At 66.5% G+C, this 22,608-nt stretch carries 22 protein-coding genes; 15 read left to right on the forward strand and 7 right to left on the reverse strand.

Annotated features, from left to right (window positions below):
* Positions 1-16: 16 nt before the first annotated feature.
* From F6S12_RS14660 to F6S12_RS14695, 8 genes are all read left to right on the forward strand, one after another.
* Complete coding sequence (locus tag F6S12_RS14660; protein WP_315869019.1) at positions 17-1,375, forward strand: amidase; 1,359 nt, start codon at positions 17-19, stop codon at positions 1,373-1,375.
* A 45-nt stretch (positions 1,376-1,420) separates the two neighbouring features.
* On the forward strand, positions 1,421-2,302 hold the full coding sequence (locus F6S12_RS14665) for a polysaccharide deacetylase family protein (RefSeq protein ID WP_011059704.1): 882 nt from the start codon (positions 1,421-1,423) through the stop codon (positions 2,300-2,302).
* 28 nt (positions 2,303-2,330) lie between these two features.
* A complete protein-coding gene (locus F6S12_RS14670) occupies positions 2,331-3,671 on the forward strand; it encodes an MFS transporter (RefSeq protein ID WP_011059705.1) in 1,341 nt (446 codons plus the stop codon).
* 12 nt (positions 3,672-3,683) lie between these two features.
* A complete protein-coding gene (locus F6S12_RS14675) occupies positions 3,684-4,445 on the forward strand; it encodes an SDR family NAD(P)-dependent oxidoreductase (protein ID WP_015634456.1) in 762 nt (253 codons plus the stop codon).
* A 96-nt stretch (positions 4,446-4,541) separates the two neighbouring features.
* Positions 4,542-5,291: an SDR family NAD(P)-dependent oxidoreductase gene (locus tag F6S12_RS14680; RefSeq protein ID WP_015634457.1), complete on the forward strand. Its 750-nt coding sequence runs from the start codon at positions 4,542-4,544 to the stop codon at positions 5,289-5,291.
* 13 nt (positions 5,292-5,304) lie between these two features.
* Positions 5,305-5,604, forward strand: a complete 300-nt coding sequence (locus F6S12_RS14685) for a hypothetical protein (RefSeq protein ID WP_315869020.1) — start codon at positions 5,305-5,307, stop codon at positions 5,602-5,604.
* Positions 5,601-6,608: a GTP-binding protein gene (locus tag F6S12_RS14690; RefSeq protein ID WP_315869021.1), complete on the forward strand. Its 1,008-nt coding sequence runs from the start codon at positions 5,601-5,603 to the stop codon at positions 6,606-6,608. The genes F6S12_RS14685 and F6S12_RS14690 overlap by 4 nt, the downstream gene beginning before the upstream one ends.
* A complete protein-coding gene (locus F6S12_RS14695; RefSeq protein WP_011059710.1) occupies positions 6,608-7,816 on the forward strand; it encodes a PotD/PotF family extracellular solute-binding protein in 1,209 nt (402 codons plus the stop codon). The genes F6S12_RS14690 and F6S12_RS14695 overlap by 1 nt, the downstream gene beginning before the upstream one ends.
* A 3-nt stretch (positions 7,817-7,819) precedes the next feature.
* On the opposite strand, the gene F6S12_RS14700 is transcribed toward F6S12_RS14695, so the two are convergent.
* From F6S12_RS14700 to F6S12_RS14730, 7 genes are all read right to left on the reverse strand, one after another.
* A complete protein-coding gene (locus F6S12_RS14700; protein WP_315869022.1) occupies positions 7,820-8,440 on the reverse strand; it encodes a hypothetical protein in 621 nt (206 codons plus the stop codon).
* A gap of 9 nt (positions 8,441-8,449) precedes the next feature.
* Positions 8,450-8,740, reverse strand: coding sequence for a hypothetical protein (locus F6S12_RS14705; RefSeq protein ID WP_239692734.1), 291 nt, complete (start codon positions 8,738-8,740; stop codon positions 8,450-8,452).
* Between the two features lie 212 nt (positions 8,741-8,952).
* Positions 8,953-11,514: a TonB-dependent receptor gene (locus F6S12_RS14710; RefSeq protein ID WP_258611550.1), complete on the reverse strand. Its 2,562-nt coding sequence runs from the start codon at positions 11,512-11,514 to the stop codon at positions 8,953-8,955.
* 121 nt (positions 11,515-11,635) lie between these two features.
* The gene (locus F6S12_RS14715) at positions 11,636-12,598 is read right to left on the reverse strand and encodes a FecR family protein (RefSeq protein ID WP_210457469.1); all 963 of its coding nucleotides are present in this window, start codon (positions 12,596-12,598) and stop codon (positions 11,636-11,638) included.
* Complete coding sequence (locus F6S12_RS14720; protein ID WP_011059715.1) at positions 12,595-13,143, reverse strand: RNA polymerase sigma factor; 549 nt, start codon at positions 13,141-13,143, stop codon at positions 12,595-12,597. The genes F6S12_RS14715 and F6S12_RS14720 overlap by 4 nt, the downstream gene beginning before the upstream one ends.
* Before the next feature lie 251 nt (positions 13,144-13,394).
* Entirely contained in the window at positions 13,395-14,978 is a 1,584-nt protein-coding gene (locus F6S12_RS14725; RefSeq protein WP_015634463.1) for a rhodanese-related sulfurtransferase, read from the reverse strand.
* Entirely contained in the window at positions 14,975-15,604 is a 630-nt protein-coding gene (locus tag F6S12_RS14730; RefSeq protein ID WP_315869023.1) for a cysteine dioxygenase, read from the reverse strand. Before F6S12_RS14730 ends, F6S12_RS14725 begins: the two co-directional genes overlap by 4 nt.
* Positions 15,605-15,710: 106 nt before the next feature.
* Between F6S12_RS14730 and F6S12_RS14735 the strand changes: the two genes are divergently transcribed.
* The 7 genes from F6S12_RS14735 (at position 15,711) to F6S12_RS14765 (ending at position 22,535) form a co-directional block, all read left to right on the forward strand.
* Positions 15,711-16,610 (forward strand): LysR family transcriptional regulator, encoded by a 900-nt coding sequence (locus tag F6S12_RS14735; protein ID WP_011059718.1) that lies wholly within the window; start codon positions 15,711-15,713, stop codon positions 16,608-16,610.
* Between the two features lie 222 nt (positions 16,611-16,832).
* Positions 16,833-17,654 (forward strand): ABC transporter permease, encoded by an 822-nt coding sequence (locus F6S12_RS14740; protein WP_011059719.1) that lies wholly within the window; start codon positions 16,833-16,835, stop codon positions 17,652-17,654.
* Positions 17,655-17,657: 3 nt separating this feature from the next.
* Positions 17,658-18,437, forward strand: coding sequence for an ABC transporter ATP-binding protein (locus F6S12_RS14745; protein ID WP_011059720.1), 780 nt, complete (start codon positions 17,658-17,660; stop codon positions 18,435-18,437).
* Positions 18,434-19,639, forward strand: a complete 1,206-nt coding sequence (locus F6S12_RS14750) for an acyl-CoA dehydrogenase family protein (protein ID WP_053149489.1) — start codon at positions 18,434-18,436, stop codon at positions 19,637-19,639. The genes F6S12_RS14745 and F6S12_RS14750 overlap by 4 nt, the downstream gene beginning before the upstream one ends.
* Positions 19,636-20,574, forward strand: coding sequence for a D-isomer specific 2-hydroxyacid dehydrogenase family protein (locus F6S12_RS14755; protein WP_315869024.1), 939 nt, complete (start codon positions 19,636-19,638; stop codon positions 20,572-20,574). Before F6S12_RS14750 ends, F6S12_RS14755 begins: the two co-directional genes overlap by 4 nt.
* 176 nt (positions 20,575-20,750) lie before the next feature.
* Positions 20,751-21,560, forward strand: coding sequence for a class II aldolase/adducin family protein (locus tag F6S12_RS14760; protein WP_015634468.1), 810 nt, complete (start codon positions 20,751-20,753; stop codon positions 21,558-21,560).
* Between the two features lie 12 nt (positions 21,561-21,572).
* Entirely contained in the window at positions 21,573-22,535 is a 963-nt protein-coding gene (locus F6S12_RS14765) for an ABC transporter substrate-binding protein (RefSeq protein ID WP_011059724.1), read from the forward strand.
* Positions 22,536-22,608 lie beyond the last annotated feature (73 nt).

Here is a 22,608-nt window from a genome sequence, read left to right on the forward strand (position 1 = left end):
TTTTGCGGAGTGAGCCATGCACCCTGATTCGCTGAACGACGCCACGGCCATGGCGCAAGCCTTTGCCTCGGGCCGCACCGATCCGGTCCAGGTTCTGGAGCAGGCCCTGGCGTTGGCCGAGGCAACGCCCCATGTGTTCATTTCCCTGTGCCCGGCCCGGGCCCGGCGCGAGGCCGAGGCGGCGGCTGCCCGCTGGCGGGCCGGCCAGCCGCTGAGCCTGCTGGATGGCGTGCCCCTGGCCTGGAAGGACCTGTTCGACCTGGCCGGCAGTATCACCACCGCCGCCGCCCAGGTGCGTCGCGAGGCGCCGCCGGCCAAGGTGGATGCGTCCAGCGTACGGCAGCTGTGCCGGGCCGGGCTGGTCAGCCTGGGCAAGACCAACCTCAGTGAGTTCGCCTATTCCGGGCTCGGCCTGAACCCGCACTTCGGCACTCCGATCAACCCCCACAGTGATGCCCAGCCACGGATTCCCGGTGGTTCCTCGGCAGGTTCCGCGGTGGCGGTGGCGGCCGGTATCGTGCCGATCGCCATGGGCACCGACACTGCCGGTTCGATCCGCATTCCCGCAGCCTTCAATGGCCTGGTGGGTTACCGCGCCACCTCCCTGCGCTATGACCGCGAGGGGGTGTTTCCCCTGGCCGAAAGCCTCGACAGCCTCGGGCCGCTGACCCGCAGCGTGCGCGATGCCTGGCTGATCGACGGGCTGTTGCGCGGTGGCGACCCCCGGCAATTGCCGCCGCCCCGCAGCCTGGCGGGGCAACGCTTCTGGGTCGATTCGCAAGTGCTTGACGACAGCCGTACCCAGGTTGCCGTGCGGGCCAATCTGCTGGTGGTCATCGAAAGCCTGCAACAGGCCGGGGCGCTGGTGGAGCAACGGCCGCTGCACAGCCTGCAAGCCACCCTGCAACTGATCCAGGAACAAGGCTGGCTCGGCGCCGCCGAAGCCTTCGCCCTGCACCAGCCGTTGCTCGACAGCGAGTACGCCGAACAGCTCGATCCGCGGGTGCGACGGCGCCTGGAAAGCGCCCGGCAGATGCCCGCCAGCCAGTTGCTGCGGCTGTACCAGGCGCGGCGCCAGTTGCAGCAACAGGTGCAGGACGAACTGGACGGCGCGGTGCTGATTACCCCCACCGTGGCCCATGTGGCGCCGCCCCTGGCGCCCCTGGAGCAGGACGAAGAGCTCTTTGCCCGGACCAACCTGGCGACCCTGCGCCTGACCATGCCCGGCAGTTTCCTCGACATGCCCGGCGTGGCTCTGCCCAGCGGCCGCGATGCCCAGGGCTTGCCCACCGGGCTGTTGCTGAGCCTGCCCCAGGGCCATGACCGGCAACTGCTGGATGCGGCCCTGGCGCTGGAGGCGGCGTTGCCGCGCTAGCTCCGACGATTTTTTTCAACCACAAGCAATCACTGGAGGCCGCTCATGGCTAAAGAAATTCTCTGTGCATTTGGTGTCGATGTGGACGCGGTGGCCGGCTGGCTCGGTTCCTACGGCGGCGAGGATTCGCCGGACGACATCTCCCGCGGCCTGTTCGCCGGCGAGGTCGGCGCGCCGCGCCTGCTCAAGCTGTTCGAGCGTTATGGCCTGCGCACCACCTGGTTCATTCCCGGCCACTCCATGGAGACCTTTCCCGAGCAGATGAAGGCGGTTGCCGAGGCCGGCCACGAGATCGGCGTGCACGGCTACAGCCACGAAAACCCCATCGCCATGACCCCGGAACAGGAAGAGATCGTCCTCGACAAATCCATCGAGCTGATCACCCGGGTCACCGGCAAGCGCCCCACCGGCTACGTTGCGCCCTGGTGGGAATTCAGCAAGGTGACCAACGAGCTGCTGCTGAAAAAGGGCATCAAGTACGACCACAGCCTGATGCACAACGACTTCCATCCCTACTACGTGCGGGTCGGCGACAGCTGGACCAAGATCGACTACAGCCAGCACCCCGACACCTGGATGAAACCTTTGGTGCGGGGCCAGGAAACCGACCTAGTGGAGATCCCGGCCAACTGGTACCTGGACGACCTGCCGCCGATGATGTTCATCAAGAAGGCGCCCAACAGCCACGGTTTCGTCAACCCGCGGCACCTGGAGGAAATGTGGCGCGACCAGTTCGACTGGGTCTACCGCGAGCATGAGCACGCGGTGTTCACCATGACCATCCACCCCGACGTCTCCGGCCGCCCGCAAGTGCTGTTGATGCTCGAACGCCTGATCGAACACATCCAGAGCCATGCCGGCGTGCGCTTCGTCACCTTCGACGAGATCGCCGACGACTTTATCCGCCGCCACCCGCGCAACCGCTGACCCCGGCCACTTCATCGAGGCGTGACTGATGTCTATCTATAACAAGCTCGACCTGACTGGCTGGAAACCCCAGCAGTTGACCCCGGCCCAAGTGCGCTTCGCCACCTGGATCGCCTTCTTCGCCTGGGTGTTTGCGGTGTACGACTTCATTCTGTTTGGCACCCTGCTGCCGGAGATCGGCCGGCACTTCGGCTGGGGCGAGGTCGAGCAGGCCGAGATCGCCACCTGGGTGGCGGTGGGCACCGCGGTGGTGGCCCTGGCCATCGGGCCGCTGGTGGACAAGCTGGGCCGGCGCATGGGCATCATTTTCACCGTCAGCGGCTCGGCCATCTGCTCGGCGCTGACCGCCATCGGCGGCGCCTGGGGCAAGTCGCCGCTGATCCTGATCCGCTCCCTGGGCGGCCTGGGCTATGCCGAGGAAACGGTGAACGCCACCTACCTCAGCGAGTTGTACGCGGCATCCGACGACCCGCAACTGGCCAAGCGCCGGGGCTTCATCTACAGCCTGGTGCAGGGTGGCTGGCCGGTGGGGGCGCTGATCGCCGCCGGGTTGACCGCGGTGCTGCTGCCGATCATCGGCTGGCAAGGCTGCTTCATCTTCGCCGCGATCCCGGCCATCGTCATTGCGGTGATGGCGCGCAAGCTCAAGGAGAGCCCGCAGTTCCAGATCCACCAGCGCATCAGCCAGCTGCGCAAAAGTGGTTCGGTGAGCGAGGCCCAGGCGGTGGCGCTGACCTATGGCGTGGACTATGACGAGCACAGCAAGGCCGGCCTGGCTGCGGCCTTTCGTGGCCCGGCGCGGCGCGCGACCCTGGTGATCGGCGCGGCGATCCTGCTCAACTGGGCGGCGATCCAGGTGTTCAGCGTGCTCGGCACGTCGGTGATCGTCAGCGTGCACCACATCTCCTTCGAGAACTCGCTGATCATCCTGGTGCTCTCCAACCTGGTGGGCTACTGCGGCTACCTGAGCCACGGCTGGATGGGCGACAAGATCGGCCGGCGCAATGTCATCGGCCTGGGCTGGATGCTCGGCGGCCTGTCGTTCGCCGGCATGCTCTACGGCCCGAGCAACATGCCGATGGTGGTGGGTCTCTACAGCCTGGGCCTGTTCTTCCTGATCGGCCCTTACTCGGCGGCGCTGTTCTTCATCAGCGAAAGCTTCCCTACCAGCATCCGCGCCACCGGCGGCGCGATCATCCACGCCATGGGGCCGATCGGCGCGGTGGTGGCGGGTTTCGGCGCCACCCAGGTGCTGTCCGCCGGTGGCGACTGGCAGACCTCGGCGCTGTATTTCGGCGCGCTGCCTTGTTTCCTCTCCGGTGCGCTGATGTTCGCCGCGCGCCATGTGCGTCCTGAATCCGTTCAATAAGGAAAGTTATCCATGACTCAAAAAGTCGCCGTGATCACCGGTGCCGCCAGCGGCATCGGCCAGGCCCTGGCCGTGGCCTATGCACGGGCCGGTGTGGCGGTGGTGGGCGGGTATTTCCCTGCCGACCCCCATGACCCGCAAGCCACCCGCGACCTCGTGGCCGAGGCGGGCGGGCACTGCCTGATGCTGCCCCTGGACGTGACCGACAGCGCCTCGGTGGACGCCCTGGCCGAGCAGGCCGTGGCGCACTTTGGCCGCCTCGATTACGCCGTGGCCAATGCCGGCCTGCTGCGCCGCGCACCCTTGCTGGACATGACCGACGCGGCCTGGAACGCCATGCTCGATGTGGACCTGACCGGGGTCATGCGCACCTTCCGCGCGGCGGTCAAACACATGGGTGAGGGCGGTGCCCTGGTGGCGATTTCCTCGATTGCCGGTGGCGTCTACGGCTGGCAGGACCACGCTCACTATGCAGCGGCCAAGGCCGGGGTGCCGGGGTTGTGCCGCTCGCTGGCGGTGGAACTGGCGGCCAGGGGCATTCGCTGCAACGCGGTGATCCCGGGGTTGATCGAGACCCCGCAGTCGCTGGACAGCCAGAACTCCCTGGGCCCGGAAGGCCTGGCCAAGGCGGCCCGGGCCATCCCCCTGGGCCGGGTCGGGCGGGCCGATGAAGTGGCGTCCCTGGTGCGCTTTCTCACCAGCGAGGAGTCCAGCTACCTCACCGGGCAGAGCATCGTCATCGATGGCGGCCTGACGGTGCGCTGGCCGGATTGAACCCCTTCGCCAGCCAGCCGGCTCGTGCAGGCGGCTCACCGCCTCCGTAGGAGCTGGCTGGCCAGCGAACCGCACACCCTTGAAGGAGAAAGTCCCATGCAACACCTGCACAACCGCCGCGCCGTGATCACCGGCGCCGGCAGCGGTATCGGCGCCGCTATCGCCCGGGCCTACGCGGTGGCGGGAGCACGCCTGCTGCTGGCTGACCGCGACCCCGCGCGCCTGGCCGAGAGCGCCCAGGCCTGCCGCGAGCTGGGCGCTGAAGTCGTCGAATGCGTGGCCGATGTCGGCAGTGTCGAAGGGGCCCAGGCCGGAGTCGATGCCTGTGTCGAGCATTTCGGCGGTATCGATATCCTGGTGAACAACGCCGGCATGCTGACCCAGGCGCGCTGCGTCGATCTGTCCATCGAGATGTGGAACGACATGCTGCGGGTCGATCTCACCAGCGTCTTCGTCGCCAGCCAGCGGGCCTTGCCCCATATGCTGGCGCAGCGTTGGGGGCGGATCATCAACGTCGCCTCGCAGCTGGGAATCAAGGGCGGCGCCGAGCTGACCCACTACGCCGCGGCCAAGGCCGGCGTCATCGGCTTCACCAAGTCCCTGGCCCTGGAAGTGGCCATGGACAATGTGCTGGTCAACGCCATCGCCCCGGGGCCGATCGAGACGCCGCTGGTGTCTGGCATCAGCAGCGCCTGGAAAACCGCCAAGGCCGCCGAGCTGCCCCTGGGGCGCTTCGGCCTGGCCGATGAAGTGGCGCCCACCGCGGTGCTGCTGGCCAGCGAGCCGGGGGGCAACCTGTTCGTCGGCCAGACCCTGGGCCCGAACTCCGGGGACGTGATGCCATGAAGGAGGGCTGAACATGTGCGGGTTATGCGGGCTGCTGGGCGAAGACGTGCACTGGAGCGATCCGCTGGGGGATGAACTGCCCCGGCGTCGCGAACGCTTGCGCAGAATCGCCGCGGTCAACCGGGTACTGGTGCCGTTGCGGCTCAAGGTCGAAGACTTCCAGGGCTCGGCCTATCTGCTGCTGGGGGCTACCGGCCGCCAGGAACTGGCCAGCGGCCTGGAGCAGTTGTGGAGCCTGGCCGAATCCATGCTCGGCCGGCCCCTCGATCCTCTCGACCCTGTGATCCTCAAGCACCTGGAGCAACAGCCATGAGCCTGCCCCTGAACGTCATCACCGGGTTTCTCGGCAGTGGCAAGACCACCTTGCTCAACCGCCTGTTGCAGGACCAGAGCCTGGGGGACACGGCGCTGCTGATCAACGAGTTCGGCGATATCGGCATCGATCATTTGCTGGTGCAGGAGGTGGCGCCGGACACGGTGCTGCTGCCCAGCGGCTGTGTCTGCTGTTCGGTTCGCGGCGAACTGAAAGAGGCGCTGCTGGCGCTCCTGGCGCGGCGTAGCCGGGGCGAGGTTCCGGCCTTTCGCCGGGTGCTGCTGGAAACCACCGGGCTGGCCGACCCGGCGCCGATCCTGGCCACGGTGAACAACGATCCGCAATTGCGCGGGCGGGTGCACATCGGCCTGCTGGTGACCCTGGTGGATGCCAGCCACGCGGCGTTGCAGGAGCGCCTGCACCCGGAGTGGCTGGCCCAGGTGGCGGCCGCGGATCGCTTGCTGCTGAGCAAGACCGATTGTGTCGACGAAGCAACCCAGGCGGCGTTGCGCGAGCATTTGCAGCGGCTCAATCCCGGGGCGCCGCTGTTGCTGACCCAGCAGATCCAGAGCGGTGACCAGCTGTTGCTGGGGGAAGGCCTGCGCGGTGCGACGGCCGAGCGGGAAGTGGCGCGCTGGCAGTTGCAGGGGCCACTCAAAGCGGCTGCGCCACAGCATGGCGCGGCGCAAGTGTGCAGCCTGGAGTTCGAGCAAGCCCTGGATTGGGTGGGCTTCGGGGTCTGGTTGTCGATGCTGCTAAGATGCCACGGCGAACGAATTCTGCGGGTGAAAGGATTGCTCAACATCAACGCCAACCAGGCCCCCATCGTCATCCATGGCGTGCAGCATTGCCTGCACGCCCCCGTGCATCTGCCCCGTTGGCCCAGTGCCGACCATCGCTCGCGGCTGGTGTTTATCCTGCGCGGGCTTGCGCCCGAACAACTGCGCCGCTCCTTCGAAGTGTTCGCCCGCAGCTTCGCCCCGGCCGCCGGGGAGGGTGCCTGATGGCGGCGACGCAACCGGTCACCCTGCGGGTGCTGGGCACCTCGGTGACCCTGCTCGAATCCCTGCGGGTGCGCGCCGAGCAGGACCTGGGCATCCGCCTGGTGTATCAGGTACACGATGTGGAGCAGGCCCAGCGCATCGCGGTGATGCAGCCGGACAGCTACGACCTCTATGACCAGTGGTTTCACAACGTCGATTTTGTCTGGCCGGCCCAGGCGATCCAGCCCATCGATACCCGGCGCATTGCCCTGTGGCACGAGATCAACGACCTGCCCAAGCGCGGGCGCCTGTCGCCGGACGATCGCCTGGGCAGTGGCAGCGTGCCCAGCGAACGGCTCTATGTGCAGCACGACGGTAGCCTGGGCAGCACGGCCAGCGAGCGCATCAGCATGCTGCCGCTGACCCACAACGCCGACAGTTTCGCCTACCGCCCGGAGCGCCTGCCGGCGGGTTTTTCCAGCGCCAACGAAAGCTGGGGCTGGCTGCTGGAGCCGGCCTGGAGCGGGCGCATTGCCTTGCAGAGCGATGCGGCGATCGGTGCCCTGGACGCCGCCCTGGCGGTGCAGGGCTGTGGCCTGGAATCCTTCAAGGACATCGGCAACCTGAGCATCGAAGAGATCGACCGGCTGGCAGGGATCCTGGTGCGCAAGCAGCGTGAAGGGCACTTCGCGGCGTTCTGGTCGGACGATGAAGAGGCCGCGCAACTGATGCTCAGCCCGCGCATCGATATCCAGAGCCTGTGGTCGCCGACGCTGATGCGCCTGCACCGGGCGGGGGTCAAATACCGCCTGGCAGTGCCGAAGGAAGGCTACCGCGCCTGGTTCGGCGGGCTGTCGTTGTCGCGCCACGCCAAGGGCGCGGTGCTGGATGCAGCCTATGCCTACCTCAACTGGTGGCTGTCGGGCTGGCCCGGTGCGGTGATGGCACGCCAGGGCTACTACATCGGCAACCCGGCGCGTACCCGCGATCACCTGAGCAGCGCCGAGTGGGATTACTGGTACGCCGGCAAACCGGCCCGGGAAGAGTTGCCGGGCAGCGACGGCGAACCGCTGATCGATATCGGCGAGACCCGCGATGGCGGTTCCTACCAGCAGCGCATGGGGCATATCGCCGTGTGGAACTCGGTGATGGACGAGCACAACTACCTGGTGCGGCGCTGGGGGGATTTCCTGCGGGCGGGGCGGGTCGCGGGCCGGGGCAAAGGCTGAAGGTCAAAGCCCCAGGCGCGCCAGCTGGCGCAGGTCGGCGATCACCGCGGGGTTGCCGCCTTCGAGCACATCCAGGCGCATCTGCGCGATCAGCGCTTTCAGCAGCTCGGTCTGGGTCATCCGGGTGGCTTGCAGCAGGCGCGCAAGATCCTCGGCCACATAGTGGTTGACCTTCAGCGACAGGCGTTTCATGACCTGCACGGCAGGCAACTGGCGGGCCTCGGCCTGCTCGGCCAGGTACGCGACGAAGCCGCTTTGCACTTGCTCCAGGGAAGACGCCGCGGGGGCGCTGAAGTAGTAGCCGAGGAACAGTTTGCGCATCTGCACTCCGGCATCCGGGGCCACGCAGTGCATCGCCGCATCCAGTACATCGAGGTAGACCGCCGGCAGCCGCGCCTCGATGGAGGTCAATGACTGCTTGCGCGCTTCCTTGATCGCCGGTGTGGACTGGGGCGGGATGGCCACCACCGTGGCGCAGAGGTCGCAAACCCCCACCAGGATGTCCCGGGCCAGGCCATGGCCGTCGCTGAAAGGGACGTCGCGCCGCAGGTAGGTAATGCCGACGACCTGTTGGCAATGCTCGCAGAGCGCCTTGCCCCGGTCGCCTTGCAGAAAGAGTTTCATGGGTTGCCCTCATCGGTGAACGCTGATGAACCACGCATCTGGCTCGATAAAGTAGAACTTGATGTACCAGCCGGCCTTTTTCAGCACGTGGACCGCGATGCCCGGGACGCTGTGGTGGGCGCTGCAACTGTGGTCCTGGCCCTTGCAGGCGCCTACGACCTGGATCAGTTGACTGGTCGAGATCTCGCCGGTGGCCAGCAGGTTCTTGACCTCGATCGAGCCACGCGCGGCATGCAGATAGTGGCCGCTTTGTAAGGCATTGATCAGGTCCCGCCTGACCTTCCTGAAGCCTCTGTCCATGACGTCTTCTCGGTTGTACGACAGGTGTCGTACATAATCAATGGAAAGTTGACTGAAAGCGCCCAAAGGCATTTCAGCGGTTTTCAGGGGGGGGCGTCGATCTTAGCCCGGCAGGTGCGGGCGGCAGGGCTTGGCTAACGGTTTGCAATACATCCGTGATGGCCAACGGCTGGCCTGTTGCGGTGCGTCCGATGCACCGCAGCCAGTTGCCGTCAGAAGAAGCGGGTCACGCTGATCTTGGCGTTGCGCCCCAGGCTGGATGCGTTATCGCCGCTCAGTGGTGGGCGATAGTCACGGTTGAACATGTTGTCCAGGGTGAAGTTGACTTCGGTGCCCTTGAGGTAAGGCTGCTGGGGTTTCCAGTTGGCGAACAGGCCGTGCACGTTGTAGCGGTCGTTCTTGTACTGGTCCCAATAGGAGTCGCCCAGGGCGCTGCCCGGACCGCCGGCATAGATGTCGCTGGGCACCCGGTCGGTCTGGCGCACCCACTGGCCCTGCCAGCCCACTTGCGCATCCCACTGAGGAATCTTCACCCCCAGGCTGGCCACCCACTTGCGTGGCGGGATGTCCCGGGCCCAGACGTTCGGCCCCCAAGGGTTGGTGTAGGCACCTTCATGCTTACCGGTAATCCACGAGTAGGACAGCGAGCCGAACAGGTAGGTCGAGTCGTAGAAGCTTTCCACCTCGAAGCCCTTGATGGTCAGGTCGCCGATATTGCGGTAGACGCCTATGGTCGGCTGGTTGCACACCTGGCCGATGCTCTTGCCGCTGCTGAGTTGCTCGGGGCAGCCGATCCCGAGGTTCTTCATGATTTCGTCTTTGATGGTGTTGTGGAACAGGGTGGTACGCACCTGGACGCGGTCGGCCTGGGTGAACACGTCGGAGAAGCTGGTGATGTTACCGGCGCGCAACGCGGTGATGCGTTCCGGGTCGAGGTCGCGGCTGGTGGCGGAACGGGTGGAGGCGGCCGACTGGACCTCGTACTGCTCGTCGATCACCGGCGCGCGCCAGGTCTTGCTGTAGTCGGCGAACAGGGCGAATTGCGGGGTCACTGTCCAGAACGCCGACAGCCGAGGCGACCAGCCGGTGTAGGTCTTGTCGCCGTAATCGTGGCCCGCCACCGGGTCGGGGCTATTGTAGAACGGTGCGTCGTTCTTCTCGCCGCGGTTGCGCACATGGTCGTAGCGCAGGGACGGGGTCAGGGTGAAGTCCCCCAGGGTGATGGCGTCCTGGATGTAGAAGGCATTGTTGTCGACCTTGCCGTGGGGCATGAAGCCAGGCTGGTAGTGGCCATAGTTGTACTTGGGTACTTCATAGGTCTTGCCCGGCATCCACATGTCCACTTCGCGAGTGTGCTTGCGGATCTGGATGCCATTGGTCAGCGCGTGTTCCAGCGGGCCGGTGCTGAAGCGGCTGGTGTTTTTCAGGGCCAGGATCTTGTCGTCATAGCCCACGGTGATCTTGCGGCCACCGGAGGCCGGCTGGAAGAAGGCGTTCGGCCCGCGTTCGTCGGTCTGGTCGGTGGTGGAATCGGAGTACTTGGCCTCGAAGTCGATCCATGGATTGTCCACGGGGGTGTACTGGTACTTGGCGATCCAGGTGGTGTCGATGGTATTGCGCTGGGCCAGGAAGCGGCGGGTGGCGCCGTCATAACCGTACTTGTTGATGTCGCTCTGGCTCGGTGGCGTCGGGTAGCTCTTGGCCGAGAAGGGCGCCCAGATGTCGCTGTTGGAGCGCATGTAGCTGAAGCCCAGGCGATGTTCGTCGGTCAGTTGCATGTTCAGCTTGAACAGCTCGCCTTCCATGTCCTGGGCGGTATTGGGCAGGCGCTTGGGGTTGATCGGGTAGGCGTTGCGCGGGTCGGGCTGGGCGCTGGCGATCTTCATGTCGTCGCCGTCGCGCTTGGTCCAGTAGGCCAGGGCATCGAAGCGGTGATCATCGGTACGGCCGTACACCGCGCCGGTATAGGCCTGTTCATGGCTGTTGCTGCTGTAGCCGTACTTGACCATGGCGCCGGCGTTGCGACCTTCCTGCAGCAGGTCCGGGGCGTCCTTGGTCTCCATGTGCACGGTGCCGCCGAAACCACCGTTGCCGGTCTCGGGGGAGTGCGGGCCTTTTTCCACTTCGATGCGCTTGATCAGCTCCGGCTCGATGAACACCGAACCCTGCTGGTAGCGTTCGAAGCCGCTCTTGGTGGCGCCATCAACGCTCATCGGCACGTCTTCGGCATCCCCCAGGCCCCAGATGTTGATGGTCTGGCCGCCGGGTTTGAGCGAGCCGCCCAGGCTCACGCCGGGCAGGGTGTCGATCAGGCTGACCACGTTGGTGGCCTGGTGGCGATCGATTTCCGCCTGGTTCAGGGTCGAGCGGCCGACACTCGAGGAGTCCACTTCGGTGCCGTTGCCGATCACGCTCATGGCCCCCAGTTGCAGGGCCGAACCACTGCTCAGGTTGGTGTCGGCAGGGCGCACGATGTAGGTGTTGTCGACCTTCACCAGGTTGAACCGACCGTCCTGCAGCAAGGTGCGAATCGCCTCTTCCGGGCTGTAGTCACCCTGCAGGGCCGGCGCCTTGGCGTTGCGCAGCAGTTGCTCATCGAACAGCAGCTGGATCTTCGCCTGCTGGGCGATCTGGCTCAGGGACGCGGCCAGAGGCTGCGCCGGCAACTGGAAATGCAGCGGCCCGGCGTAGGCCTGCAGGCTGAATGCCAGGCAGGCGGCGAGCAGGGTAGGGCGGGTACGGACTAACGGAACAGGCAAGAGCGCGCGAAACATGACTTCCCCCAGAGCGGCTTAAAGGCCAAAAAAGCGCTGCGTACAGATCGCAGACGGGAGGAAGACGCGGCAGTGAAAAAAAACCTCATATGCGAATGCAAAATATTCTCATATGAGTGGATCAACGAGCCTCGAGCCTCAGCTGGCCGTCGGCCAGGGGTACGGCTTTTACCGGAATCAGCACGGGCAGTGCCTTGATCAGGGCGTCGGGGTCGTTGACATCGAGGTTGCCCGAGACCTTGTAGGCCCCCAGCGAACCCTCGGCCAGTTGCACCGGCTGGCGCCGATACAGGTTCAACTCATCCACCAGGCTGGCCAGGTCGCGGTTGCGAAAGGCCAGGTGCCCGCTGCGCCAGTCCGCGACCTCATCGCTGTCCAGGGTCTGCTGGCGCAGGGTGCCTTTGTGCAGGTCATAGGTGGCTTGCTGGCGGGCGCCGAGCAGGGTCAACTCCCCGGGCTTGCCGTCCGGGCTGAAGGCCACCTGGCCGTGGGCGACGCTGACCACCACTTGGCGCTGGCCACGACGCACGTCGAAGGCGGTGCCCACCACCCGCACTTTGGCCGCGCCGCTGTGCACCCACAGCGGGCGCTCCTTGTCGGCGGCCACTTCCAGGTACAGCTGGCCCTGTTGCAGGTAGATATCACGCTGCTGGGCGCTGAAATCCACTTTCACCTGGGTGTTGGCGTTGACGTACAGGGTGCTGCCATCGGGCAGCTTGAAGGCGCGGGCGCCCTTTTCCTGGGCCGCCACCTGCTGGATGTAGGGCCCCTGGGGCGTGCCCAGGTTGACTGCCAGCACCGCACAGAGCACCGCCGCGGCCGCCGCCAGGGCCGGGCGCCAGGGGGCGGGCTTGCGCCGGGGCAGGGGAATGGGCCGGCTCAGTTGCTGCAATTGCGCAAGATCGACCCACAGTTCTTCGAACTCGGCATAGGCCCGGGCGTGGGCCGGCTCGCTGACCCAGGCATCGAAGGCCTTGCGCGTGGCGCGGTCCGGGTCGTTGCGGTTGCGGGCGAACCAGCTGGCGGCCTCGGCGTCGATCTGCTCGCTGTCGAGGTCGTTGTGGGTGCCGGAAAAGCGGGTCATTCAGGCTGCTCCTTGCCGTTTTCTCGTTGTAGGTGCTGCTTGCAGTGCAGCAGGGCAAAGGCGATGTGTTTTTCCACCATGCTCACGGAAATGCCCATGCGCTCGGCGATCTGCGTCTGGCTCAGCCCTTCGAAGCGGTGCAGCATAAGGGCTTCGCGGCGGCGCGGCGAGAGTTGGGCGAGGACTTCTTTCAACTGTTCCAGGCGTTGCAGGCGCTGGGCCGCGGGCAGGGGCTCGTGCTGCTCGTCGGCCAGGGGCTCGTTGTCCAGGCTTTGCTCGTGGTGCCCGTCCTGATGAGCACGGGAGCGTACCTGCTGGCGCCGCCAATGATCACGCAGCAGGTTGCGTGCCATCTGGAACAGGAAGGCCCGGGGCTGTTCGACCTGGGCCCGGTCACGGTAGTCGAGCCATTGGGTGAACACGTCCTGGGTCATGTCCGCCGCGTCGCTGGCGTTGTCCGTGCGTTTACGCAGGAAATGCAGGATGTCCGCATAGAACCCGCGAACAGAGTCCGCCGACGCAGAGTCGGGCTTGGAGCGAGACATGGATATCCTTCTTGACGACGCGGTGAGCACAAGGTCGCGAATGATATCGAGAATTATTGCTATTTGTCATCCGGGCGATTGATGATCCACCAGCACCGCCTACGCGCCCGAAATACCCCTCCTCGCAGGAGCGGGCTTGCCCGCGAGGGTGCCCTTGCGAGCGATGCCAGGCCTGCGGCCTCTTCGCCGGCAAGCCGGCTCCTACAGTGCAAAGGCGGGGTCTGTAGGAGCTGGCTTGCCAGCGAAGCGGTTCAGATGACGAAGAAGCCGTGGGTGCCATCCCGGCCCAACTGCGCCACCAGGCCGAATTCCCAGTCCAGGTAGCCCTGCATGGCTTCTTTCGGGTTGTCGGTGCCTTCATAGGGGCGCCGGTAGCGGTCGATCCGGGGTGAAGCCAGTTGCTGGCGGCTTTCTTCCACGGGCAGGCCGGCTTCGATCCAGGCCGCGGTGCCACCGCTGAGGAGGAACACCGGACGCTGGGTCAGGGCCTGCAGCTGCGGCACCACGAAGCGCGCCAGCAGGCTGCTGCCGCAGGTCAGGACATAGCGCTCCGCCTGTGGCAACTGGGCCAGGGCTTCCTGCAACTGGCTGGGCAATGCCCACCAGGCGCCGGGGATGTGGCGCTGCACGTAGTTGGCGCTGGCGGTGAAGTCCAGTACCAGGGTGCCGGGCTCCTGGAGCCAGGTGGCGAGGGTGCGGGGGCTGATTTCTTCGGCCGGCGAGGTGTCCGGCAGTGGCGCCTGCCAGGGGCCGCGCACGCTGAAGTCGCTGTCGCGCAGGCCGTCCAGCACCGCCACCTGCCAGCCCATCTGGGCCAGCCAGGAAGCGCTCATGTTGGCGCGCACGCCGTCGTCGTCCACCAGGACCAGGCGCGCACCGCGCACGCTGGCGAAGTGGTCGGTTTCCTGCACCAGTTGCCCACCGGGGGTGGAGCGGGCGCCGGGCAGGTGGCCGGCGGCGAATTCCTCCGGGGTGCGCACATCGAACAGGTAGCTGGTGCGCTTGGGGTCGGCCTGCCAGCGCCGCCACTGGGCCAGGTCGATGCGTGCCACGTCGGCGCGGTCGGCCACGGCCCGAGCGGCGTCCTGGGCTGGGGCCCGCTGGGCCTCGTTGATGGCCTTGAAGCGCCGGCTCTGACCGTGTTCGAGCTTCTGCCCGGCCAGGGTCCAGCCGATGGTGCCATTGCGCAGTGCCGCCACCGGGTTGGGGATGCCGGCATTCACCAGGGACTGGGTGCCGATGATGCTGCGGGTGCGCCCGGCGCAATTGACCACCACCCGGGTGCGGGGATCGGGGGCCAGCTCACGCACCCGCAGCACCAGTTCGGCCCCGGGCACGCTGGTGCTGCCGGGGATGCTCATGGTCTGGTATTCGTCGAAGCGCCGGGCATCGAGCACCACCAGGTCGGCCTGCTGGTCGAGCAGTGCCTGGAGCTCCTCGGCGGCCAGGGACGGAGTGTGGCGCTCGGCTTCCACCAGTTCGCCAAAGGCCTTGCTCGGCACGTTGACGTCCTTGAACAGCTCGCCGCCCGCGCTGCGCCAACCCTCCAGGCCGCCTGCCAGCAGGGCGACATCGCTGTAGCCCAGTTGCCGCAGGCGCGTGGCGGCGCGCTGGGCCAGCCCTTCGCCCTGGTCGTAGAGGGTGATCGGGGTGTCGCGGCGGGGGATGCGCGCATACACCTCCAGCTCCAGTTTCGACAGCGCGATGTTGGCCGCGAACAGCGGGTGGGCCTCGGCGAAGGGCGCTTCTTCACGCACATCGATCAGTGCCAGCTCCTGGCGGTCGAGCAGGGCCTGGCGGATCTGTGCCGGGCTGCGGGTCGGGAAATCGGTCATTGCAGGGGCTCCTTCGACAAGTCCCAGAGGTTAGGCAGCAAATGGTTGGAGTAGCCGGAGACAAAGGGTTTTTCCTGGCCGTCCAGATCGTACACGGCGCGCTGCACGGCACCGATATTGGCGCCATACACATGGATGCTGACGGATACCCGATCGGCATAGGCATTGCTCACCTGATGGATGTCGCCAATGCGTGGCGACACCGCTTCCACCTGGCCCGGCACCAGGCGCAGCGGCGCGCCGGCAGGCTGCAGGCGGCCGTCGGCCAGGCGTTCGAACCCCTGGCTGTCCTCGGCGCCGCTCAGCATGCCGATCAGGCCCCAGACCCGGTGGTCGTGGATCGGTGTGCGCTGCCCAGGGCCCCAGACGAAGCTGACGATGGAGAAGCGCTGGCGCGAGTCGGCATGCAGCAGAAACTGCTGGTAGCGCTGCGGATCCGGCTGGGCGAAGGCCGCGGGCAGCCAGTCGTCCTGGCTCACCAGCTGGTGCAGCAGCGCGGCGCCCTGGTCCAGCACCCGGGCTTCATCGGGATGGCTGTCCAGCAGCTCGGCCAGAGCGGCGATAAAGTCCCGCAGGCGGGCGAAGTTGGCTGATTCGATGGCGACTGTCGTGGCGTTGTGGGGCATGGGCTCCCTCCGTGGACACAAGGCAAATGACGCGAACTACACGGGCGAGCTAAAAGGTATTATTCTTATCGAACATTTTTCCAGTCATTTATTATGCGAAAAAAGAATGAAGATAGATGATCTGAATGCGTTCGTGGCGGTAATCCGCTGCCAGACCATCAGCCAGGCGGCCGATGCCCTGCAGTTGACCCAGCCAGCCATTACCCGCCGGGTGCAGAATTTCGAGGAAGCCCTGGGGGTGGAATTGCTGGACCGCAACACCAAGCCGCTCAAGCCCACCAGCATGGGCTTGCGGGTCTATGGCCAGTGCCTGGAAGTGCTGCGCAGCATCGACGCGCTGAATGAACTGGTGGCCAATGACGGCGCCCCCAGTGGTGCCCTGCGCATCGGCGTGCCGCAGACCATCGGCGATGTGGTGCTGCTCGATGCCCTGAGCCAGTTGAAGGCGCTGTATCCGCAGTTGCAGACCTCGGTGGCCACGGGCTGGGGCAGCCACCTGTTGAGCAAGGTCGAGAACGGTGAGCTGGATGTGGTGGCGGCGCTGTTTCCCGCTGGCAAGGTCTTCCCCGAAGGGGTGGTGGGCCGTTCCCTGGGCAGCATGAACCTGGTGGTGGTGGCGGCCAAGGGCGAGGTGCGCAAGCGCTCGTGCAAACTGGCCGACTGTTACCAGCGCGGCTGGGTGCTGAACCCGGACGGCTGCGGCTTTCGTGCCGGCCTGCAACGGGCGCTGAGCGCACAGGGGCTGTCGTTGCAGATCAACCTGGAAACCTTCGGCACCGAGCTGCAACTGGGGTTGATCGCCAATGGCCTGGGCTATGGCCTGGTGCCGCTGCCGCTGCTGGAAAACAGCAGCCATCGGGACAAGCTGGAGATCGTCCCGGTCAGCGACTTCAAGCCGGTGATCGACCTGTGGCTGGTCCACCCGCGGTTCCTCGGCAACCTGCAAGAGCCGGTGAGCATGTTCGGCGAGATGGTCGCCGCCCGTGTCGGCAAGGCTGCGCCGTAGGAGCTGGCTTGCCAGCGAAGGCTCCCTCTAGGCCGGCGCAAACCTCAGGGGGCTGTTCGCCGGAAAGCCGGCTCCTTCGGATTGTTTTTGATTATTGATTTGCATGTCTTGGCAATCATTGAATGCAATTTTTGTATATTAAGTTAGAACCAAAACGAATTTCACGGACGTTTTTTATGTAGTTAGCATGGGGCTCGAACGCGCTGAAATAAGGATGTTGCGATGCCTGCGCCAGCCCCCCTCACCTCGTCCCGTCGCTGGGCCGAGCGCCCCGGATACCAGCTCCTGGGCAACCTGCTGCTGCGCCTGGTCAGCCCGTTGCTGCTTCTGCTGGTGTGGGAACTGGCCTCGCGCAGCGGGCTGTTGCCGGCGCGGATCATCGCCGCTCCCAGTACCATCGGCGGCACCCTGTGGCAGATGCTCGGCAGCGGCGAACTGGCCGGGCACCTGTGGGTGTCCCTCAAGCGCGCCCTCAGTGGCCTGACCATCGGCGTCAGCCTGGGCACGCTCCTGGCCCTGGTGGCCGGGTTGTCCCGGCGCGGCGAGCTCGCCATCGATTCCCCCATGCAGATGCTGCGCACCCTGCCGTTCCTGGCCATAGTGCCGCTGTTCATTCTCTGGTTCGGCGTGGGCGAGACGCCGAAGATCGCGCTGATCGCCCTGGGCACTACCTTTCCTATCTACCTCACGCTGTTTTCCGGCATTCGCAGCCTCGATCCCAAGCTGGTGGAGGCCGCGACCCTGCTGGGCCTCAAACGCTGGGAACTGATCGTCCACGTGATCCTGCCCGGGGCCCTGCCGGCGTTCTTCGTCGGCCTGCGCTATGCCTTCGGCATCAGTTGGCTGGGGCTGGTGGTGGTGGAGCAGATCAACGCCAGCGCCGGTATCGGCTACCTGGTCAACGACGCGCGGGACTTCATGCGCACCGACGTGATCGTCATCTGCCTCCTGGTCTACAGCGTGCTCGGCCTGGGCATCGACGGGCTGGTGCGCGGCCTCGAACGTTGCGCCCTGGCCTGGCGCCCGACCTTTATCAGGAACTGACCCATGACTTTGTCATTGCCCCAGCAGGGCCGCCTGCGCGCTGCCGTCGAATGTCGCCGGATCACCCGGCGCTTTGCCGGGCAGGCGGTGCTCGATGGCCTGGATCTGGACATCGCTCCCGGGGAGTTCGTGGCCCTCCTGGGCAGCAGCGGTTCGGGCAAGACCACCTTGCTGCGAACCCTGGCCGGGCTGGAACCCATCGACCAGGGCCAGTTGCAGGTGCCTTCGGCCATGGCCGCGGTGTTCCAGGAGCCACGGTTGATGCCCTGGAAGCGCGTGTGGCGCAACGTTGCCCTGGGCGTGCGCGGTGCCGGGGCCCGGGAGCGGGCCGAGGCAGCGCTGGAGGAGGTCGGGCTGGCCCACCGGCTCAATGCCTGGCCAGGCACCTTGTCCGGCGGCGAGGCCCAGCGAGTGGCGTTGGCCCGGGCCCTGGTACGCGAGCCGCACCTGTTGCTGCTGGATGAGCCCTTCGCCGCTCTGGACGCCCTGACCCGGATCCGCATGCACCAACTGATCATCCGCCTGTGGCGGGTGCACACCCCGGCGGTGCTGCTGGTGACCCACGATGTCGACGAGGCGCTGCTGCTGGCCGATCGGGTGCTGGTGCTGGCCAACGGGCAAATCGCCGAGCAATTGCCAATCCGCCTGCCGCGTCCGCGTCAGGCCTCCACCCCTGGGTTCCAGGCACTGCGCGCGCGGTTGCTGCAACTGCTGGGTGTGGAAACCGAGGCCGAGCCGGCCGTCGACATCTCCCTTCCCTTGAGCAGGACTGCCAGCCGATGAGCCTTTCCAGCGTGCAACCGTCTCCGTCCGTGTCCCGTCCCGTCCCTGATCCAGACTCCAGCGAGTTCGCCGACCTGCTGCAGCAACTGAGTGAAGAATTCGCCGCCACCGCAGCGCACTACGACCGTCACAGCGAATTTCCCCACGCCAACCTACAACGCCTGCACCAGCATGGCCTGCTGGCCCTGACCGTGCCCCGGGCCCTGGGCGGCAGCGAGGCGAGCCTGGCCCAGGCGCGACGAGTGATAGGGGCAGTTGCCCGGGGCGAGCCTTCCACCGCGCTGGTGCTGGTGATGCAGTACCTGCAGCACACGCGCCTGCAACAGAACACGGCCTGGCCGCTGCACCTGCGCCAGCGCGTGGCCCGGGAGGCGGTGCAAGAGGGTGCCCTGATCAACGCCCTGCGGGTCGAGCCGGACCTGGGTACTCCGGCCCGGGGCGGTTTGCCGGCGACCCTGGCACGACGGGTCGAGGGCGGCTGGCTGCTCAGCGGGCGCAAGATCTACTCCACCGGCATTCCCGGGCTGACCTGGCTTGCGGTCTGGGCCCGCAGCGACGAGGCCGAGCCGCAAGTGGGTACCTGGCTGGTCCACCGTGACAGCCCCGGGATCAGCGTCGAGGAAACCTGGGACCACCTGGGCATGCGCGCCACCGGCAGCCACGACGTGATCTTCGATGAGGTGTTCGTGCCCGAGGAACAGGCGGTGGATATCCAGCCGGCTCACGTGCCCCGGCCCTCCGAGCTGGACAGCAAGGGCGTGCTCTGGCTGGCGGTGCTGCTCTCGGCCATCTACGACGGCGTGGCCCGGGCCGCGCGCGACTGGCTGCTGGGCTGGCTGGCCCAGCGTGCCCCGGCCAACCTTGGCGCACCGTTGTCGAGCCTGCCGCGCTTTCAGGAACTGATCGGGCGCATCGACGCCTTGCTGCTCAACAACCGGGTGCTGCTCGATGCCGCCGCCGAAGGGCGGATCGCCCCGGGGGAGGCGACCCAGATCAAATACCTGGTGACCAGCAACGCCATCAGCGCCGTGGAGCTGGGCATCGAAGCCATCGGCAACCCCGGGCTGGCCCGGGGCAACCCCATCGAGCGGCATTACCGCGATGTGCTGTGCAGCCGCATTCATACCCCGCAGAACGACGCGATTCTCGGTGCCGTGGGGCGCGCCGCCTTTGCCTTGCCCAGCCGCGGAGCCCAGGCGTGACGCGCATCGCCAGCCAGCTCGACGAGCACTTCAACCAGCAGTTGCGCCAGTGGCTGCCGGGGGTGGAAGTATTGAGCCTGCCTCGGGGCCTGCCGTGTGGCTTGCCCGCCGATATCGAAGTGCTGCTGGCCGCGCCCCACGCCGATTTTCGCAACGCGCCAAAGCCGCCGGCGGGCTGGCCGTTTGGCCTGCGCTTCGTGCAACTGGTGACTTCGGGCCTGGATTATTTTCCTCGCTGGCTGTTCCAGGACCTGCCGGTGGCCAGTGCCCGAGGCAGCACCGCCGAAAGCATTGCCGAGTTTGCCCTGGCGGCGATCTTCGCCGCCGCCAAGCAACTGCCCCAGGTGTGGATCGAGCGCGCCGAACACTGGCAGCAACGGCCGCTGGCCTCGGTGGCCGGCAGCACCCTGGGGCTGTTCGGCTTTGGCAGCATCGCCCGGGAGCTGGCGCCCAAGGCCCAGGCCCTGGGCATGCAGGTACTGGCCCTGCGGCGTTCGGCGCAGCCGTTCGAGGTGCCCGGGGTGGAGGCGGTGGCCGACCTGCAGGAGCTGTTTGCCCGCGCCGATCACCTGCTGCTGGCGGTGCCGTTGACTGAGCAGACCCGGGGCATCATTGATGCCGATGTACTGGCAGCGGCCAAGCCAGGGTTGCACCTGATCAATATCGCTCGCGGTGCGCTGATCGATCAGCCGGGGCTGTTGCAGGCCCTGGACACCGGGCGCATCGCCCTGGCCAGCCTGGATGTGGCCGACCCCGAGCCGTTGCCCGAGGGGCATCCTTTCTATCGCCACCCGGGTATTCGCCTGTCGCCCCACACCTCGGCCAATTCGCCCCGGGTCTACCTGAATATCGCGCGCCTGCTGGGACGCAATCTCCAGCGCTGGGGCGATGGCTTACCCCTGGAAAACCCGGTGGAGATCCAGCGTGGCTACTAACGCGCGGTTCCAGCCTTGGCCGGCAGCGCTTCGTGTAGCCGCTGCCGCAGGCTGCGCACGGGCCGAAGGGACGCCGGGGTTCTCAAGGCCGCTGAAGGTTCGGCGGGCGGTCGCCAAGCAAGGCCCTGCGGGCCTTTTCGCACAGGGTGTTCATGACAATTTCAAGGAGAGCGGATATGACCGCACATTTTCGCCCCGCGGTGTATGACTTGCCCCGCGATGGCCATACGGTTTTTCGCTGGGAGCATCCGCCCCAGCAGGCCACCGTCGAGCTGGAGCGCCTGCAGCGCAAGCAGAGCCTGGCCGCGGCGTTCCGGGTGTTCGCCCGGCTGGGGTTCGACATGGGCGGCGCCGGGCATATCACGGTGCGTGACCCGGGGCGCCCGGACCATTTCTGGGTCAACCCGGTGGGGGTGTATTTCGGCCATGTACGGGTCCGCGACTTGTTGCTGGTCAACCCCGAAGGGGCGGTGATCGAAGGCGAGGGCGCGTTGAACCTGGCGGCGTTCGCCATCCATGCGGCGCTGCATGAAGCCCATCCCGAGGTGGTCGCCGCGGCCCATGCCCATTCGCTGTACGGCAAGGCCTGGTCGAGCCTGGGGCGCTTGCTCGATCCGCTGACCCAGGACGCCTGCGCTTTCTATGAAAGGCACGGGCTGTTCGACAACTTTTCCGGGGTGGTGCTGGAGGCCAGCGAGGGCGCGCGGATCGCCGCCGCACTGGCGGGGCGCAAGGCGCTGATCCTGCAGAACCACGGCCTGCTCACCGTGGGTGAAACCGTCGAGGCGGCGGTGTGGCGCTTCATCGCCATGGACAACGCCGCCCAGACTCAACTGCTGGCGGAAGCTGCCGGCACCCCGCGGCCCATTCCCCATGAGGTGGCGCGCCACACCGCACGCCAGGTCGGCACCGAGTTTGGCGGCTGGTTCAGTTTCCAGCCTTACCGCGAGCGGATCGTGCGCGAAGAACCGGACTTTCTCGATTAAGGACCATTGCCCATGCAGCGTCGTCATTTTCTCCAACTCTCGGCCCTGGCCGGTCTGGCCGCCGCCTTGCCGCGCCTGGGCCTGGGAGCCTCCGTGGACCTGTCCGGGGTCACCCTGAACGTCGCCACCTACAAGGGGGCGGCGCCGAGCTTCTTTGCCGAGGCGGGCATCGAGCCGCCGCCCTACAAGGTCAAGTACGCTGAGTTCACCGGCGGCAACCTGAGCTTCGAGGCCCTGGTCAGCGGCACCCTGGACATCTCGCCGATGAGCGAGATCCCGCCGATCTTCGGGATCAAGAACCACGCCCCGGTGAAGCTGATCGCGGTGCTCACCGGCGACGTCAACAACCAGGCCTTCATCGTGCCCAAGGGCTCTGCAGTGCAGTCGGTGGCCGAGCTCAAGGGCAAGCGCATCGGTTATATCCGCTCCACCAGTTCCCATTACTTTCTGCTCAAGGCGCTGAAGGAGCAGGGCCTGGGCTTTGCCGATATCGTGCCCATGGCGTTGACTGCGCAGGACGGTTTCGCCGCGTTCCAGAACGGTGCCCTGGATGCCTGGGTCAGCTTCGGCTACTTCATCCAGCTGGCGGAACTGCGGGCCGGGGCCCGGGTATTGAAGACCGGCCAGGGCTACCTGTCCGGCAACTACGTGATCGCCGCCAACCAGCAGAGCATCGCCGACCCGGCCAAGCACGCGGCGATCACCGACTACATCCTGCGCGAGTACCGCTCCTGGCAGTGGATTGCCAGCCACCCCGAGGAATGGGCGACCAGGAGCGCGCAGATTCTCGGCATGCCCCGGGAAGTGTTCCTTGCCCAGTACCGGGCCCAGAGCGGCCCGCGCCTGCTGCAACCGGTGGACGACGCAGCGGTGAAATCCCAGCAGGACGTGGCCGACCTGTTCTTCGAGGCCGGCGTGCTGCCCCAGCAACTGGATGTATCCGGCCTGTGGGACCGCAGCTTCCACTGGACCTGAGCCTGTAGCCGCCGGCTTGCCGGCGAAAGGGCGATGACGCCTTCGCTGGCCAGCCAGCTCCTACGGAACACCC

Origin of the sequence: Pseudomonas sp. JV245A, assembly GCF_032424515.1 — a bacterium.
GTDB classification, from domain to species: domain Bacteria; phylum Pseudomonadota; class Gammaproteobacteria; order Pseudomonadales; family Pseudomonadaceae; genus Aquipseudomonas; species Aquipseudomonas protegens.